The organism is Streptomyces sp. SL06 (assembly GCF_058244745.1).
Window position 1 is genome coordinate 4,326,228 of sequence record NZ_JBSYOT010000002.1, and the last position, 16,328, is coordinate 4,342,555.

At 71.0% G+C, this 16,328-nt stretch carries 12 protein-coding genes, 2 pseudogenes and 1 riboswitch; of the genes and pseudogenes, 10 read left to right on the forward strand and 4 right to left on the reverse strand.

Annotation, left to right across the window (positions count from 1 at the left end; translation table 11 throughout):
* The first annotated feature begins 54 nt into the window (after nucleotides 1-54).
* The 7 genes and pseudogenes from AC4IHM_RS19830 (at nucleotide 55) to AC4IHM_RS19860 (ending at nucleotide 7,326) form a co-directional block, all read left to right on the forward strand.
* Nucleotides 55-1,362 (forward strand): cytochrome P450 family protein, encoded by a 1,308-nt coding sequence (locus AC4IHM_RS19830; RefSeq protein ID WP_490868347.1) that lies wholly within the window; start codon nucleotides 55-57, stop codon nucleotides 1,360-1,362.
* A gap of 142 nt (nucleotides 1,363-1,504) precedes the next feature.
* Entirely contained in the window at nucleotides 1,505-2,461 is a 957-nt protein-coding gene (locus AC4IHM_RS19835; RefSeq protein ID WP_490868348.1) for a transglycosylase family protein, read from the forward strand.
* Between the two features lie 183 nt (nucleotides 2,462-2,644).
* Nucleotides 2,645-2,811, forward strand: a riboswitch (cyclic di-AMP (ydaO/yuaA leader).
* A 3-nt stretch (nucleotides 2,812-2,814) separates the two neighbouring features.
* Nucleotides 2,815-3,576, forward strand: coding sequence for a transglycosylase family protein (locus AC4IHM_RS19840; protein ID WP_490868349.1), 762 nt, complete (start codon nucleotides 2,815-2,817; stop codon nucleotides 3,574-3,576).
* A 267-nt stretch (nucleotides 3,577-3,843) separates the two neighbouring features.
* Nucleotides 3,844-5,125, forward strand: a pseudogene (gene eno / locus AC4IHM_RS19845) (phosphopyruvate hydratase).
* Nucleotides 5,126-5,315: 190 nt separating this feature from the next.
* Nucleotides 5,316-5,795 (forward strand): FtsB family cell division protein, encoded by a 480-nt coding sequence (locus AC4IHM_RS19850; protein WP_490868350.1) that lies wholly within the window; start codon nucleotides 5,316-5,318, stop codon nucleotides 5,793-5,795.
* Nucleotides 5,796-5,842: 47 nt separating this feature from the next.
* Nucleotides 5,843-6,388, forward strand: coding sequence for a DUF501 domain-containing protein (locus AC4IHM_RS19855; RefSeq protein WP_490870878.1), 546 nt, complete (start codon nucleotides 5,843-5,845; stop codon nucleotides 6,386-6,388).
* Nucleotides 6,385-7,326 (forward strand): Ppx/GppA phosphatase family protein, encoded by a 942-nt coding sequence (locus tag AC4IHM_RS19860; RefSeq protein ID WP_490868351.1) that lies wholly within the window; start codon nucleotides 6,385-6,387, stop codon nucleotides 7,324-7,326. Before AC4IHM_RS19855 ends, AC4IHM_RS19860 begins: the two co-directional genes overlap by 4 nt.
* Nucleotides 7,327-7,426: 100 nt before the next feature.
* Here the strand turns inward: AC4IHM_RS19860 and AC4IHM_RS19865 are convergent.
* Nucleotides 7,427-8,381, reverse strand: a pseudogene (locus AC4IHM_RS19865) (radical SAM protein); the annotation flags it as partial.
* Nucleotides 8,382-8,557: 176 nt separating this feature from the next.
* Nucleotides 8,558-8,878: a divalent-cation tolerance protein CutA gene (cutA, locus tag AC4IHM_RS19870; RefSeq protein WP_490868352.1), complete on the reverse strand. Its 321-nt coding sequence runs from the start codon at nucleotides 8,876-8,878 to the stop codon at nucleotides 8,558-8,560.
* A 64-nt stretch (nucleotides 8,879-8,942) separates the two neighbouring features.
* Between cutA and AC4IHM_RS19875 the strand changes: the two genes are divergently transcribed.
* The 3 genes from AC4IHM_RS19875 (at nucleotide 8,943) to AC4IHM_RS19885 (ending at nucleotide 12,450) form a co-directional block, all read left to right on the forward strand.
* A complete protein-coding gene (locus tag AC4IHM_RS19875) occupies nucleotides 8,943-9,092 on the forward strand; it encodes a hypothetical protein (protein ID WP_490868353.1) in 150 nt (49 codons plus the stop codon).
* Between the two features lie 378 nt (nucleotides 9,093-9,470).
* Entirely contained in the window at nucleotides 9,471-10,892 is a 1,422-nt protein-coding gene (locus AC4IHM_RS19880) for an NAD(P)/FAD-dependent oxidoreductase (RefSeq protein WP_490868354.1), read from the forward strand.
* A 256-nt stretch (nucleotides 10,893-11,148) separates the two neighbouring features.
* Nucleotides 11,149-12,450: a class I SAM-dependent methyltransferase gene (locus AC4IHM_RS19885; RefSeq protein ID WP_490868355.1), complete on the forward strand. Its 1,302-nt coding sequence runs from the start codon at nucleotides 11,149-11,151 to the stop codon at nucleotides 12,448-12,450.
* 78 nt (nucleotides 12,451-12,528) lie between these two features.
* On the opposite strand, the gene AC4IHM_RS19890 is transcribed toward AC4IHM_RS19885, so the two are convergent.
* The gene (locus AC4IHM_RS19890; protein ID WP_490868356.1) at nucleotides 12,529-15,054 is read right to left on the reverse strand and encodes an ABC transporter permease; all 2,526 of its coding nucleotides are present in this window, start codon (nucleotides 15,052-15,054) and stop codon (nucleotides 12,529-12,531) included.
* A gap of 79 nt (nucleotides 15,055-15,133) precedes the next feature.
* The gene (locus AC4IHM_RS19895; protein WP_490868357.1) at nucleotides 15,134-15,904 is read right to left on the reverse strand and encodes an ABC transporter ATP-binding protein; all 771 of its coding nucleotides are present in this window, start codon (nucleotides 15,902-15,904) and stop codon (nucleotides 15,134-15,136) included.
* Nucleotides 15,905-16,328: the final 424 nt, after the last annotated feature.

Here is a 16,328-nt window from a genome sequence, read left to right on the forward strand (position 1 = left end):
GGAGCCCTCCGGGGGCCTCCCGGGCGCCCGCGGCCGCCCGGATACGGTCGGGGGGTGACCGACCACCCCACGCCCGACCGGCCCGCCCCCGAGCTGTTCACCCGGGAGTTCGCGAGCGACCCCTACCCCGCCTACGCCTGGCTGCGCGAGCACGCCCCCGTGCACCGGACGCGGCTGCCCAGCGGGGTGGAGGCCTGGCTGGTCACCCGGTACGCCGATGCCAGGCAGGCCCTCGCCGACCCGCGGCTGTCCAAGAACCCGGCGCACCACCACGAGCCCGCCCACGCCCGGGGCAAGACCGGCATTCCCGGGGAGCGGCAGGCCGAGTTGACGACCCACCTGCTGAACATCGACCCGCCGGACCACACGAGGCTGCGGCGGCTGGTCAGCAAGGCGTTCACACCCCGCCGGGTCGCCGAGTTCGCGCCCCGGGTGCGGGAACTCGCCGACGACCTCATCGACGGGTTCGCGGGCACCGGCTCCGCCGACCTGATCCACGAGTTCGCCTTCCCGCTGCCCATCTACGCCATCTGCGACCTGCTCGGCGTGCCCCGCGAGGACCAGGACGACTTCCGGGACTGGGCGGGCATGATGATCCGTCACGGCAAGGGCCCGCGGGGCGGAGTCGCGCGGTCGGTGAAGAAGATGCGCGCCTACCTCGCCGATCTCATCCACCGCAAGCGCGCGGCGCTGCCGCCCGAGCCGGGCCCCGGCGAGGACCTCATCTCCGGCCTGATCCGCGCCTCCGACCACGGTGAGCACCTCAGCGAGAACGAGGCCGCGGCGATGGCCTTCATCCTGCTGTTCGCGGGTTTCGAGACCACGGTCAACCTCATCGGCAACGGCACGTACGCCCTGCTCACCCAACCCGAGCAGCGGGCCCGCCTCCAGACCTCCCTCGCGGCCGGCGAGCGCGGCCTGCTGGAGACCGGGGTGGAGGAACTCCTGCGCTACGACGGACCGGTGGAGCTGGCCACCTGGCGCTTCGCCACCCGGCCGCTCACCATCGGCGGCGAGGCCATCGAGACCGGCGATCCCGTCCTCGTCGTCCTCGCCGCCGCCGACCGGGACCCGGAGCGGTTCACGGACCCCGACACCCTGGACCTCTCCCGCCGGGACACCCAGCACCTCGGGTACGGCCACGGCATCCACTACTGCCTCGGCGCCCCGCTCGCCCGGCTGGAGGGGCAGACCGCGCTGGCCACGCTCCTCACCCGGCTGCCGGATCTGCGCCTGGCCGGTGAACCGGCCGAACTGCGCCGCCGCGGCGGGCTCATCATGCGAGGTCTGCGAAGCTTGCCCGTCTCGTTCACACCGTCCGCGTCATCGTCCGGCAACGGTCCGTCGCCGACGGAAAAGTGACACACGCTCACCTCTGTGATCTTCACGTGATCTGTGCGGGATGAACTTGTGACAAGCGATCATCTGCCTATACCTTCACGGATCAGCGCGGTGTCGAGCGTCATCCACCGCGCGTCCCCGTCGTCTTGTGAAAGGTCGTCGCATGCTCTCCGGGAACGGTCGTCACCGCCGCCCCCGCCAGGCTCCCGCCCTGGTCGTCGCCGCCGGAGTGACCGGCTCCGCCATCGCGATCCCGCTCCTCGGCGCCACCGGCGCCCACGCGGCCGACGCGGCGACCTGGGACCGGGTCGCCGAGTGCGAGACCGGCGGAGCCTGGAGCGAGAACAGCGGCAACGGGTACTACGGCGGCCTCCAGCTGTCCCAGGACCTCTGGGAGCGCTACGGCGGACTCGACTACGCCCCGAGCGCCGACGAGGCCAGCCGCTCCCAGCAGATAAGAATCGCCGAGAAGATACACGCGGAGCGGGGCATCGCCGCCTGGCCGACCTGCGGCCTGGTCGCGGGTCTGGGCAGCGACCCGGCGGGCACGGGCGCGGCGGGTGACGACTCGTCGGCGGGAGCGGAGGGCTCGGGGGAGTCGGACGCCCCCGATGCGTCCGACTCGCCCGAGTCGTCGGGTTCGTCAGGTTCATCGGGCTCGTCGGGCTCGGCTTCCGAAGCGCCCTCTTCGTCCCCCTCGCCCTCTTCCTCGTCCGCTTCGTCCCCTTCTGATTCCTCGTCCGACGATGAGGATGAATCCACCAAGTCGGACACATCCCCTGAATCCGGCCTGTCCGCGAGCAGTGAACCCCGGGGCGCCGGCGGCTCGTCCAGCCCCGGCCGGCACCGCGGCGACAGCGCCGACGAGGGCTCGGCGGACGGACGTACGCCCGACTCGGGGCGGCACGCCTCGCGCGGCGAGAGTGACCCGCGGGAGGTCGCGGACGGCACCTACACCGTCCGCTCCGGCGACAGTCTCTGGGACATCGCCGACTCCCTCGGCCTCGACGGCGGATGGCGTGCGCTCTACACCGGCAACGAGAAGGTCGTCGGGGTCGACCCGGACCACATCCTGCCCGGTCAGACGCTCACGGTCCCGGGCGAATCAGACGAAAAGTAGAGGGAGTTCACGTCACGGTTCGGGATCGTATGTCCGTTTTGGATCTCGTGAGAGATAGGTCTCAGAAGCCGTGATCGTCTTTGAAAATCCGCGGAGGGCGTGGCTACGGTCAGGACCGCTCGCCATCGCGGGCTCCGGCTGCCGCAACGCCGAATCCTGCCAGCGGCCGTCCGGGAACAGTCGTCGCGTCAAGCGCCGCAGGCAGGAGCGGGGGACCCAAGGTAGGTGCCGCACCGGGCAGTTCGGCCGGTGCGGCTAGGGGTGAAGCCGAGTTCCGCGAGGAACCCGGCCGGGCAACTCAACCGGCCCGAACCCGACAGCTCACCTCGTAGGCGTCGGTGAGGGGATCAACCATGCTGTTTTCCGGCAAGGGCAAGCACCGCCGCCCGTCCAAGGCCACCCGCGTCATCGCCGTCGCCGGCGTCACCGGTGCCGCCGTCGCCGCCCCGCTGATGGCGGTCGGCAGCGCCTCCGCCGCCACCGGCTCCGAGTGGGACACCGTCGCCCAGTGCGAGTCCGGCGGCAACTGGTCCATAAACACCGGCAACGGTTACTACGGCGGCCTGCAGTTCTCCGCCTCCACCTGGGCCGCCTACGGCGGTACGCAGTACGCCTCCAGCGCCGACCGGGCGAGCAAGGCGCAGCAGATCGAGATCGCCGAGAAGGTCCTCGCGGGCCAGGGCAAGGGTGCCTGGCCGGTCTGCGGCACCGGCCTGTCGGGCGCCGCGTACACCGGCGGCGGCTCCACCAGCAGCCAGGGCGGCTCCTCGCAGAACTCCGGCAGCTCCTCCAGCGGTTCCAGCAGCTCCGGCGGCTCCAGCAGCTCCGAGAGCGCGCAGGGCCAGAGCAGCGGCTCCACCACCGAGCGCTCCACCGGGCAGAAGGCCTCCCGCTCCTCCGAGCGCCCGGCCGTCAAGAAGACCGTCACCACCCCGACCGGCAAGAAGGTCGAGAAGGGCGACGGCGAGTACAAGGTCGTCAAGGGCGACACCCTCAGCTCGATCGCCGAGGGCCACCACGTCAAGGGCGGCTGGGCGAAGCTGTTCAAGCTGAACGACGACATCGTCGACGACGCCGACCTGATCTACCCGGGCCAGCAGCTGCACCTCAAGTAGACCGCGGCGCCCCTGTCTCCCGCTCCGGTGCGTGTTCCCCCGTACGCACCGGGGCGGGATTTTCGCGCCTGTCCCGCCTCCGGGTCCGGCCCGGGTTGGGGGAGCGGATTTGTTTCGTTCGGAAACAATTTACTCTCGGTTCGGTCCGGCGGGCGGGCGATGGGCTGGCCGATCGCCCGGAGCCGGTTAGGCTCGTCCCGCAGAGCCGCTGCGGTCCTGCGGACCCGCGCGTCACACCGAAGCGTCACATTGAAGAAGGAGATGCTCGTGCCGTCCATCGACGTCGTCGTAGCCCGGGAAATCCTGGACTCCCGAGGCAACCCCACGGTCGAGGTCGAGGTCGGCCTCGACGACGGCAGCACGGGTCGTGCCGCCGTTCCCTCCGGCGCCTCCACGGGCGCCTTCGAGGCCATCGAGCTGCGGGACGGCGACCCCAACCGCTACCAGGGCAAGGGCGTCGAGAAGGCCGTCCTCGCCGTCATCGAGCAGATCGGCCCGGAGCTGGTCGGCTACGACGCCACCGAGCAGCGCCTGATCGACCAGGCCATGTTCGACCTGGACGCCACCGACAACAAGGGCTCGCTCGGCGCCAACGCCATCCTCGGCGTCTCCCTCGCCGTCGCCCACGCCGCCTCCGAGGCCAGCGACCTGCCGCTCTTCCGCTACCTGGGCGGCCCCAACGCGCACCTGCTGCCGGTGCCGATGATGAACATCCTGAACGGCGGCTCGCACGCCGACTCCAATGTGGACATCCAGGAGTTCATGATCGCTCCGATCGGCGCCGAGTCCTTCTCCGAGGCGCTGCGCTGGGGCGCCGAGGTCTACCACACGCTGAAGAAGGTCCTGAAGTCCAAGGGCCTGGCCACCGGCCTCGGCGACGAGGGCGGCTTCGCCCCGAACCTGGAGTCCAACCGCGCCGCGCTCGACCTCATCCTCGAGGCGATCAAGGAGGCCGGCTACATCCCCGGCGAGCAGATCGCCCTGGCGCTCGAACGTCGCCGCCTCCGAGTTCTACAAGGAGGGCAAGTACCTCTTCGAGGGCAAGGAGCGCTCCGCCGCCGAGCTGACCGAGTACTACGAGGAGCTGGTGGCGGCCTACCCGCTGGTCTCCATCGAGGACCCGCTGTTCGAGGACGACTGGGCCGGCTGGAAGGTCCTCACCGACCGCCTCGGCGACAAGGTGCAGATCGTCGGCGACGACCTGTTCGTCACCAACCCGGAGCGCCTGGCCCGCGGCATCGAGGAGGGAAGCGCCAACGCCCTGCTCGTCAAGGTCAACCAGATCGGCTCCCTGACCGAGACCCTGGACGCCGTGGAGCTGGCCCAGCGCAACGGCTTCAAGTGCATGATGTCCCACCGCTCCGGCGAGACCGAGGACGTCACCATCGCCGACCTGGCCGTCGCCACCAACTGCGGCCAGATCAAGACCGGCGCCCCGGCCCGCTCCGAGCGCGTCGCCAAGTACAACCAGCTGCTGCGCATCGAGGAGATCCTCGACGACGCCGCGGTGTACGCCGGCCGCAGCGCGTTCCCGCGCTTCAAGGGCTGAGTGCCACCGCCGCAGGAAGCGTCGTACGTACGTCCCCGTACTCGGTCCCGTACCGTGTGCGGGGACGTACGCACGTATGAAGGTGGACGGGAGACGGGGACATGGCGGTGCTGTGCTGTCCCGGGGGACGACCCCCGGACCCCCGGCCGGGCTGTGAGGCGGCCGACGCGGGCACGCGGGGCGGGACTCCGTGACCGGCCGGGACCGTTTCTCCACCACGACCAGGATCCGGATCATCGGGGAGCAGACCGCGGCCCGGGTCTACCGCTCGCAGACCAGGCGCCAGGCCCGCCGCTCCCGGCTGACCGGCCGGGCCGCGCTGCTCGCGATGGTGCTCTGCTCGCTCGTCGTGGCACTCGCCTACCCGATACGGCAGTACGTCGCCCAGCGCGCCGAGATCGCCGATCTGCGGCGCGCGCAGCACGAGACCCGGCAGCGGGTCGAGGATCTGCGCGACCTCAAGGCGCGCTGGCAGGACGATGCGTACGCCGAGCAGCAGATCCGGCTGCGGCTGCATTACGTGATGCCGGGCGAGACGGGGTTCGTCGTCGTCGATCCGAAAACGGCCGAGCAGGCGCGCGCCGGTCTCGGCGCCGCCGACCGCCCCTGGTACCGGAACATCTGGGACGGGGTCGACAAGGCCGACGCCGCAGCAGCCCGCCGGCGGTGACGTACGCGCCGGCAGTGACCCAACAGGAAGACCAGCAGAAGACAGTCATGCAGACTCCCCCGCCCACCACCGCGCGCACCGAGCCCACCGACGCGGACGTGGAGGCCTTCAAGCAGCAGTTGGGCCGCCCGCCGCGCGGCCTGCGTGCCATCGCGCACCGCTGCCCGTGCGGACAGCCCGACGTCGTGGAGACGGCGCCGCGGCTGCCCGACGGCACCCCTTTCCCCACGCTGTACTACCTGACGTGCCCGAGGGCGGCCTCCGCGATCGGCACGCTGGAGGCGAACGGCGTGATGAAGGAGATGACCGAGCGGCTGGCCACCGACCCGGAGCTGGCCGCCGCCCACCGCGCCGCGCACGAGGACTACATCCGGCGGCGCGACGAGATCGAGGAGCTGACCGGCTTCCCGAGCGCGGGCGGCATGCCGGACCGCGTGAAGTGCCTGCACGTGTTGGTCGCCCACTCGCTGGCGGCCGGTCCCGGCGTCAATCCGCTGGGCGACGAGGCGATCGCGATGCTGCCCGAGTGGTGGCGCAAGGGGCCGTGCGTGTCGCCGAAGGACGGACCCCTGGACGAGGAGGACGGCAAGTGACCCGAGTCGCCGCCATCGACTGCGGTACGAACTCCATCCGGCTGCTGGTCGCGGACGCCGACCCCGCCACCGGCGAGCTGACCGACCTGGACCGCCGCATGACCATCGTGCGGCTCGGCCAGGGCGTCGACCGCACCGGGCGGCTGGCCCCGGAGGCGCTGGAGCGCACCTTCGCCGCCTGCCGCGAGTACGCCGGGGTCGTCGAGGAGCACGGCGTCGGGCGGCTGCGCTTCGTGGCGACCTCCGCCTCCCGGGACGCGGAGAACCGGGACGACTTCGTGCGCGGGGTGCTGGACATCCTCGGCGTGGAGCCGGAGGTCATCTCCGGCGACCAGGAGGCCGAGTTCTCCTTCACCGGTGCCACCAGGGAACTGAGGGGGCGGGACGACCTGGACAAGCCCTACCTGGTCGTGGACATCGGCGGCGGCTCGACCGAGTTCGTCGTCGGCGAGGACCGCGTGCGCGCGGCCCGCTCGGTGGACGTGGGCTGCGTGCGGATGACCGAGCGGCATCTGGTGCGGGACGGCGCGGTCACCGATCCGCCCACCGGGGAGCAGGTCGCGGCGATGCGGGCCGACATCGGGGCGGCCCTGGACCTGGCGGAGGAGACGGTGCCGCTGGGCGAGGCGCGCACGCTGGTCGGGCTGGCCGGTTCGGTGACGACGGTGTCCGCGATCGCGCAGAACCTGCCGGAGTACGACTCGGCGGCCATCCACCACTCCCGGGTCTCCCGCGACCGGGTCCGGGAGATCACCGACTGGCTGCTGCGCTCCACCCACGCCGAGCGCGCGGCGATTCCCTCGATGCACCCGGGCCGGGTGGACGTGATCGGGGCGGGCGCGCTCGTGCTGCTGTCGATCATGGAACGGACGGGCGCCGAGGAGGTCGTCGTGAGCGAGCACGACATCCTCGACGGGATCGCGTGGTCGATCGCGTAGGCGGCGGGAAACAGGAGAAGGACGGGGACTGACCCGCGGCATCGCGCGGGCGCCCCGGCGGAGGAGATTGCGGTGGGCGCGCCGCTCGTCCAGGAGGGGCTCAGCCGGCTGCGACCCTCCCGGCGTGCAGTCGGGCAAGGCGCGCGACCTCGTCGTCGCGGAAGGCGGAGACCTCGCGGCAGCGCTGGCTCATGACGAACTCGCCGAGGGTCATACACAGGTCCATGCGCTGAATGCACACGCCGACCATGAACGGCCCATCGGTGGCGCGGTACATCCGGACCCCGTAGTACCCCTCTTGGCAGTCCCGGTCGTTGTTGAACCGACACCCGGTGCACGTCTCGGGCAGACGTACAGGGCGGATGCTCTTCGCGTACAGCGTGCGTCCGTCCGGCAGGCGGTACCGCACCCGCTGATCGGACGCGCCGGCTGTGACGATGCGGCGGACGGGTACGGCGCCGAGGTGGTCGACGACGGCCTGCATGGCGTCGAGAGAGGCGCCCCCGTCCTCCAAGTGACACGAGCATGCGTACGACGGCGGAGCGGCTGTGACGCTCGATGACGCGCAGTACGCGCTCGACGTGGCTGCGGTGGGGAATCACGATGTTCGCGGACACCTTGACCCCGTGCGCTGTCGCGGCCTCGACCGTGGAGTCGAGGGCGGCAAGCTTGCGTTCGGCGAGCTTCGGGGAGGCGAGGCGCGGGCCTTGTACGGCGGCGAGTTCTTCGGGGGTGGTGCCGAACACGGAAAGATTGATGCGGTCGAGGCCGGCCTTCGCGGCGGCGGGCAGGACGGCGGCGCCGTTCTCGCCGTTCGGGGTGAGTCCCACGGTGAGCCCCAGCCGGCGGGCAACCGTGATCAGGCCGGGCAGGTCGGGGTGAAGGGTGGGTTCCCCACCGGTGAAGTGGACTTCGTTCGTCGGCAGGCTGCCGCGTATCGCGGCGAGGGCGAAATCGGTGTCGGCGGGGATGCGTGCCGGCAGGAAGCCGGCGCTGTTGGTGCGGAGGTAGATGGAGACACGACCGGAGCGTCCCGGGGTGCCGGCGCGACGGCCTACGTGGTGCAGGGCGAGTTCGAGCGGGGGGCCGAAGTGGCGCGCGAGGCGCTTGCCGTCACCCAGCAGGCCGAGGCGACACTCGGGCGGCAACGCCTCGGCGCGCTCGCCGCGCGGCTGCCCACGACCAACACGGTTGCGGGGCAGCTGCGCGGCGAGTTGGTCGCGGCTCTCGGCTAGCCGCTTGTCTCCGAGTCCAGCCATGCGAGGTACTCGTCGCTGCCCTTCGTGATGGGCGTTGCGATGACCTCGGGTGTGTCGTAGTCGTGCACGGCCTGAATGTGCGCGACAAGTTCGTCGTACCGGGCGGCGGTCGTCTTGTAGAGCACCCGCCACTCGGTGTCGGTCTCGATCTTCCCCTCCCACCGATAGACGCTCGTCACGGGTCCGTCGATCTGTGCGCAGGCGGCGAGGCGTTTGTCGACCGCTGTCGCGGCGAGGTTCCGCGCCTTGTCCTCGGCGTCGGTCGTGGTGAGAACGGCGAGGTGATCGGCCACGGTCCCCCCTCTCGGCTCGGGTGTGGCGCGACCGTACCGCAGAACGCAAAACGGCGGCCCGCCGATGGAGACGGCGCCGCGGCTGCCCGACGGCACCCCTTTCCCCACGCTGTGTGTGCGGATGACCGAGCGGTATCCGGCGCGGGACGGCATCGCGTGGTCGATCGCGCAGGCGGCGGGGAACAGCCGTCTGAGCAGGGGTGACAACGATTGAGCGGGTGCCGGGGGGCCTTTCGGGGGTCCTCGGCGGCGCGCTGCCGAGAACCTTCGTGAAGTTCTTCACAAGGAATTGCGCCCTGTCGGACGAGGAAAGCGCGCTCCTTGACCCTTTTGGGGGTTCAACTGCCCTTTGAACATGTTCAGTACGGTGCCCCGAAGGGGCCGCGGAGAGCCCGCGCGAAGGGGTGGTCCACCGCCCCGGGAAGGGCGGATGGGCAGCTCACGCGGCATTGACAACGGGGTCTCCCGGGCGCCGGTTCCGCCGCCCGCCATGATCTCCGTCACGTGGGCGGCGGATAGTAGCACAGCTGCCGCCGAACCTTGTGAAGGGGCGCACGATCGACCCCCCTCGACCGGGTGGATACTCGATGGCATGAGCACCACGGAGCGTCCCAGGATCCTCGTAGTAGGCGGTGGGTACGTAGGCCTGTACGCAGCTCGACGCATCCAGAAGAAGATGCGTTACGGCGAGGCGACCGTCACCGTCGTCGACCCGCGGTCGTACATGACCTACCAGCCCTTCCTCCCCGAAGCCGCCGCCGGCAACATCTCCCCGCGGCACGTCGTCGTCCCCCTGCGGCGCGTGCTTCCGAAGGCGGAGGTCCTCACCGGCCGGGTCACCACCATCGACCAGGAGCGCAAGGTCGCCACGATCGCCCCCCTGGTGGGCGAGGCGTACGAGCTGCCCTTCGACTACCTGGTCATCGCGATGGGCGCGGTCTCCCGTACCTTCCCGATCCCCGGCCTCGCCGAGCAGGGCATCGGCATGAAGGGCATCGAGGAGTCCATCGGGCTGCGCAACCACGTCCTGGAACAGCTCGACAAGGCCGACTCCACCACCGACGAGGAGATCCGCCGCAAGGCGCTCACCTTCGTCTTCATCGGCGGCGGCTTCGCCGGCGCGGAGACCATCGGTGAGGTCGAGGACATGGCCCGCGACGCGGCCAAGTACTACAAGAACGTCTCCCGCGAGGACATGCGCTTCGTCCTCGTGGACGCCGCCGACAAGATCCTCCCCGAGGTCGGCCCCAAGCTCGGCCAGTACGGCAGGGAGCACCTTGAAGGCCGCGGCGTCGAGGTCTACCTGTCCACCTCCATGGACTCCTGCGTCGACGGCCACGTGGTGCTGAAGAACGGCCTGGAGGTCGACTCCAACACCATCGTGTGGACGGCCGGCGTCAAGCCGAACCCGGCGCTGTCCCGCTTCGGCCTGCCGCTCGGCCCGCGCGGCCACGTCGACACCGAGGCGACGCTCCAGGTCAAGGGCACCGACTACATCTGGGCCGCGGGCGACAACGCCCAGGTGCCGGACCTGGTCGGCCGCAAGGCGGGCAACGAGAACGCCTGGTGCCCGCCGAACGCCCAGCACGCGCTGCGCCAGGCCAAGGCCCTCGGCGACAACGTGATCTCGGGCATGCGGGGCTTCCCGCAGAAGGAGTACAGCCACGCCAACAAGGGCGCGGTGGCGGGCCTCGGCCTGCACAAGGGCGTCGCGATGATCGTCGTCGGCAAGATGAAGATCAAGGTCAAGGGACGCCTCGCCTGGTACATGCACCGTGGCTACCACGGTCTCGCGATGCCGACCTGGAACCGAAAGATCCGCATCTTCGCGGACTGGACGCTCGGCATGTTCCTCAAGCGCGAGGTCGTCTCCCTCGGTGCGATGGAGACCCCGCGCGAGGAGTTCTACGAGGCCGCCAAGCCGGCGCCGGCCGTGCCGAAGGCCGCCACCGCCGACCAGAGCGAGAAGGCCGCCAGGTCGGAGAAGTCCGAGGAGAAGGCCAAGGCCTCCTGACCTCCGGTCACCGGCCCGCCCGGCACCCGTAGTACCCCGGGGGCGCCGGCCGTGCCTCCGCCGTACTCGCAGGGCCTCGAAGGGGCCGCCCGCCATCCGTGGTGCGGGCGGCCCCTTCGCGCTGCGCGGGCGGCGACTCCGGTGGTGTGTACAGGTATTTTGCCGAGTTGTAACGCGTGCCGGGGAGTGTACGCCGGGCTTCCAGGTGTTTACGTGGTGTCGGACATTCCGGGATCGCTTGTCACGGAGGTATGCCATGGCTGACGCCGCGCTGCGGCTGCAGAACCTCTTCGAACAGTTGCTGGGAGCGCCCCTGCCGGTGCGCATCCGCGCCTGGGACGGTTCGCAGGCGGGTCCGCCCGGCGCACCGACCCTTGTCGTCCGCAACCGCAGGGCTCTGCGCCGCCTGCTGTTCAAACCGGGCGAACTGGGCCTGGCCCGCGCCTGGGTGGCCGGGGACCTCGACATCGACGGCGACCTCTACACCGCCCTCGGCCTGATGGCGGGTCTCGTCTGGGAGCGCGGCGAGGACGCCCGCGGCCTCGTCGAGGCGCTCCGCGACCCCGAGGTCCGGGCCGCCGTACGCGGCCTCGTCAAGCTCGCCGGGCCGCCGCTGCCGCCCGCCCCGCCGCCGGAGGAGGTCCGCCGGGTCCGCGGCCACCTGCACACCAAGCGCAGCGACAGACGGGCCATCAGCCACCACTACAACGTCGGCAACGACTTCTACGAACTCGTCCTCGGCCCGTCCATGGTGTACTCCTGCGCCTACTGGCCCGCCCTCCCGGCCGACGGCGGCACCCTGGAGGACGCCCAGCGCGACAAGCTCGAACTCGTCAGCCGCAAGCTGGGCCTGAGCCCCGGTCAGCGCCTCCTCGACGTCGGCTGCGGCTGGGGTTCCATGGCGATCCACGCGGCCCGCGAGCACGGCGTGAGCGTCGTCGGCGTCACGCTCTCCCAGGAGCAGGCCGCGTACGCCCGCAAGCGCGTCGCGGGCGAGGGCCTCACCGAGCGGGTGGAGATCCGCGTCCAGGACTACCGGGACGTCACCGACGGGCCGTACGACGCCATCTCCTCCATCGGCATGGCCGAGCACGTCGGCGCCGAACGCTACCTGGACTACACCACCGACCTGTACGGGCTCCTCAAGCTCGGCGGACGGCTGCTGAACCACCAGATCGCCCGCCGCCCCCAGCGGGACGAGTCCGCCTACAACGTCGACGAGTTCATCGACGCCTATGTCTTCCCCGACGGCGAACTGGCCCCCGTCGGGACCACCGTCACCCAGTTGGAGCGCGCCGGGTTCGAGGTGCGCGACGTGGAGTCGATCCGCGAGCACTACGCGCTCACCCTGCGCCGCTGGGTCGCCAACCTGGAGTCCGAGTGGGCGACCGCCATCCGGCTCGTCACCCCGGGCCGCGCCCGCGTCTGGCGCCTGTACATGGCGGCCTCCGCGCTCGCCTTCGAGCGCAACCGCATCGGCGTCAACCAGATCCTCGCCGTGAAGACCCCCGACTCGGGCGGCTCCGGTCTGCCGCTGCGCCCCCGCACCTGGCACTGAGCACGCCGTACGCCCCCTCCGGGTACGCGAAGGGCCCCGCTCCCACCCGGGAAACGGGGCCCTTCGCGTACCCGCCGGCTACTCCGCCTTGATGGCCTGGAGCACGTTCAGCCGCGCCGCCCGGCGGGCCGGCCACAGTGCCGCCAGGACACCCACGACGGCGGCCAGCAGCAGGAAGACGCCCATCCGGCCCCAGGGCAGGACCAGTTCGTACGTCGCCATCGACGCGCCCAGCAGCTCACCGGCCGCCCAGCCGAAGAACACCCCGAGGCCGATGCCGAGCACGCCGCCGAACAGGGAGATCACCAGGGACTCCAGGCGCACCATCCGCTTGATGCCCTTGCGCTCCAGACCGATCGCCCGCAGCATGCCGATCTCCTGGGAGCGCTCGAAGACCGACATGGCCAGGGTGTTGACGACCCCGAGGACGGCCACGATCACCGCCATCGCCAGCAGGCCGTAGAGCATGTTCAGCATCAGCGTGAAGAGCTGCGCGATCTCGTTGGAGAGGTCCTTCTTGTCCTGGATCTTGATCGCCGGGTTGGTGTCGAGCGCCTTGACCAGGCTGTCCTTCGCGGCCGACGAGGCCCCGCCGGACATCTTCACCATCACCTGCATGTCGACCGGTTCCGACTGGTGCGGGGCGACGGTGGGGAGGTCGACCATGATGCCGCTGATCATCTCGTTGCCCTCGTAGACCCCGGCGACCTTCAACCGCTGCTTCGCGCCGTCCTCGTAGGAGGCGGTGAAGGCGGAGCCGGCCTTCCAGCCGTGCTCCTTGGCGGTCTCCTCGTCCACGACGACATCGGTGCCGCCGATCTCGAAGGCCCCCTGCACGACCTTCAGGTCGGTCAGCTCGCCGATCGTGGAGCCGGTGACTCCGATGAGGTACTCGGTCTCCCCGCCGATGCGGGACTCCGCGTCGCGCAGCGGGCTGAGGGCGGTGACGCCGTCGGCCTTCGCCAGCTTCCCCGCGACATCCGGGGCGAGCCAGTTGCCGTTGGCCATGGAGACCACGTAGTCGGCCTTGATCGACGCCGACGCCATCTTGTCGATCGCCTTCTGCAGGCTGCCCGCCATCACGGTCATGCCGGTGATCAGGGTGAGGCCGATCATCAGCGCGGAGGCGGTGGCGGCGGTGCGGCGCGGATTGCGCACCGAGTTCTGCCGGGCGAGCTTGCCCGAGACGCCGAACACGCGCAGCAGCGGCGCGGCGGCGGCGATCAGCGGGCGGGACAGCAGCGGCGTCAGGATGAACACGCCGATGATCAGCAGCACCGCGCCCATGCCCATCGGGGCCTGCCCGTCCCTGCCGTCCATCGTCGTCGCCACGAGGACGACCGCGACACCGGCGGCCGAGAACAGCGCGCCCAGCGTGTTGCGCAGGACCAGCGACTTGGTCGTCGCCTTGGCGTGCACGCTGCTCATCGCCGCGACCGGCGGGATCTTCGCCGCCCGGCGGCCCGGCAGCCACGCCGCCACCATGGTGACCAGGACGCCGACCGCGAGGGCCGCGAGGACCGTGCCGGAGGAGACCACCAGCGGCCCGTCGGGCACCTCGCCCAGCGAGCCCATCAGGGCGCGCAGCCCGGCCCCGATGCCGATGCCCGCGAGCAGGCCGGTCACCGCGGCGACGACGCCGACCAGGAACGCCTCCAGCAGCACCGACCGCGTGACCTGCCGGCGGGAGGCGCCGACCGCCCGCATCAGGGCCAGCTCCTTGGTGCGCTGGGCCACCAGCATCGTGAAGGTGTTGGCGATGATGAACGTACCGACGAACAGCGCGATGCCGGCGAAGACCAGCAGCCCCTGCTTCAAGCCCTCCATCGACGCGGCGATCGCCTTCGCCTGCCGGTCGGCCAGCTCCTTGCCGGTGGTGGTCTCGACGAGGTCCTTCGGCAGGGCCTCGTCGAGCTGCGCCTTCAGCGCGGCCTGCGAGACACCGTCCTTCGCCCTGACGTCGATCTCGTCGTACGTGCCCGCCTTGCCGAAGAGCTTCTGCGCGGTCGCCGTGTCGAACAGGGTGAGGCTGCCGCCGGCCGCGACGTTGCCGTCGTCGGTGGTGAAGACGCCGGTGACCTTCGGGGTGAGCACCGGGCCGTCGACCGACATCCGCACGGTGTCGCCGACGCCGTAGCCGGTGCGCTCGGCGGTCCTGGAGTCGATGAGGATCTCGCCCTCGCCCTTCGGGGCGCGCCCGTCGACCAGCGGGTACCGGGCGTCCTCGGCTCCCCAGTAGTTGCCGCCCTTCGTGCTCCAGCCGTCGCCGATCAGGCCGCCGTCCTTGTCGGCGACGGCGGTGAAGCCGGACACCACGCCGACGGCGGAGGCCGCGCCGGGCACCTTCGCGCTGTCGTCGAGCAGGGCGTCGGTCAGCTCGGGGTCCTCGCCGACCTTGTCGCCCTCGGCGTGCTGGTACTCGGTCGTCACGGCGACGTCGACGTGGTCGAAGCCCTTGGCGGAGCTGTTCTGCTGGGCGTCGGAGATGGTGTTGGTGAAGACCAGGGTGCCCGACACGAACGCCACGCCGAGCATCACGGCGAGCACGGTCATCAACAGCCTGGCCTTGTGCGCGAACACGTTGCGCAAGGCGGTACGGAACATGGGCCTTCTCTGTCCGGACGTACGGGGCGGGGGAGGGGAGAGGAGGGGAGGGGAGAGGAGGGGACCGCGAGGACGGGCGTCAGCTGGTGCGGCCCTTGGCGTCGAACCGCTTCATGCGGTCCAGCACCGAGTCGGCCGTCGGCCCGTGCAGCTCGTCGACGATGCGTCCGTCCGCGAGGAAGACCACCCGGTCCGCGTAGGCCGCGGCCACCGGGTCGTGGGTCACCATCACGACCGTCTGCCCCATCTCCCGCACCGAGTTGCGCAGGAAGCCCAGCACCTCGGCGCCGGAACGGGAGTCGAGGTTTCCGGTCGGCTCGTCACCGAAGATGATCTCCGGCCGGGAGGCCAGCGCCCGAGCCACGGCCACGCGCTGCTGCTGGCCGCCGGAGAGCTGGGAGGGGCGGTGGCCGAGCCGGTCCGCCAGTCCGACCATCCGGATCACGGAGTCGAGCCACTGCTTGTCCGGCTTGCGGCCCGCGATGTCCATCGGGAGGGTGATGTTCTCCAGCGCGGTGAGCGTCGGCAGCAGGTTGAACGCCTGGAAGATGAAGCCGATCTTGTCCCGGCGCAGCTTGGTCAGCTGCTTGTCCTTGAGCGAGCCGAGTTCGGTCTCGCCGATGCGCACGGAGCCGGAGGAGAAGGTGTCCAGCCCGGCGACGCAGTGCATCAGCGTGGACTTGCCGGAGCCGGAGGGGCCCATGATCGCGGTGAACTCGGCCTGCCGGAAGTCGACGGAGACCCGGTCGAGGGCGACCACCTGGGTCTCGCCCTGGCCGTAGATCTTGGAAAGCTCCGTGGCGCGTGCGGCCACGGTGGTGGACCGGTCGGCGATGGGTGCGGTGGTCATGGAAGGGCGCTCCTGTCGGTACGGAGTGTGCTCGGGGACGTTCCATCCATCGTCCCGTCCGAAGGGCGCCGTGTAGTCAGCCGCTGTTCCGGTTCCGGGGGGCGACTTCGGTCGGACACCGGGGGCCGGCGTCATACCTGCGGATGACGACCACCCCCGAGGGGGCGCTGCCGCGCCGGGCCGGAGGGAGGGCGGCCGGGGGGAGGCGAAGCGGAGTGACGGTGAGTGTGAGGGGGGAGCAGGGGAGAGCGCGGGGGAGCGGGAGGGAGCAAAGGGGATCGAGGGGAAGCGGGGAGGGCGCGCGGGGGCGCGAGGAGGGCGCGGGCGAGAACGGGGCGGGCGTCCTTCTCGACACGGTGAATTCCCGTCATTCCGCATGCGTCGCCGGCCGCCGCGCGCAAGGCTGTTGGCATGTGCTGATGGC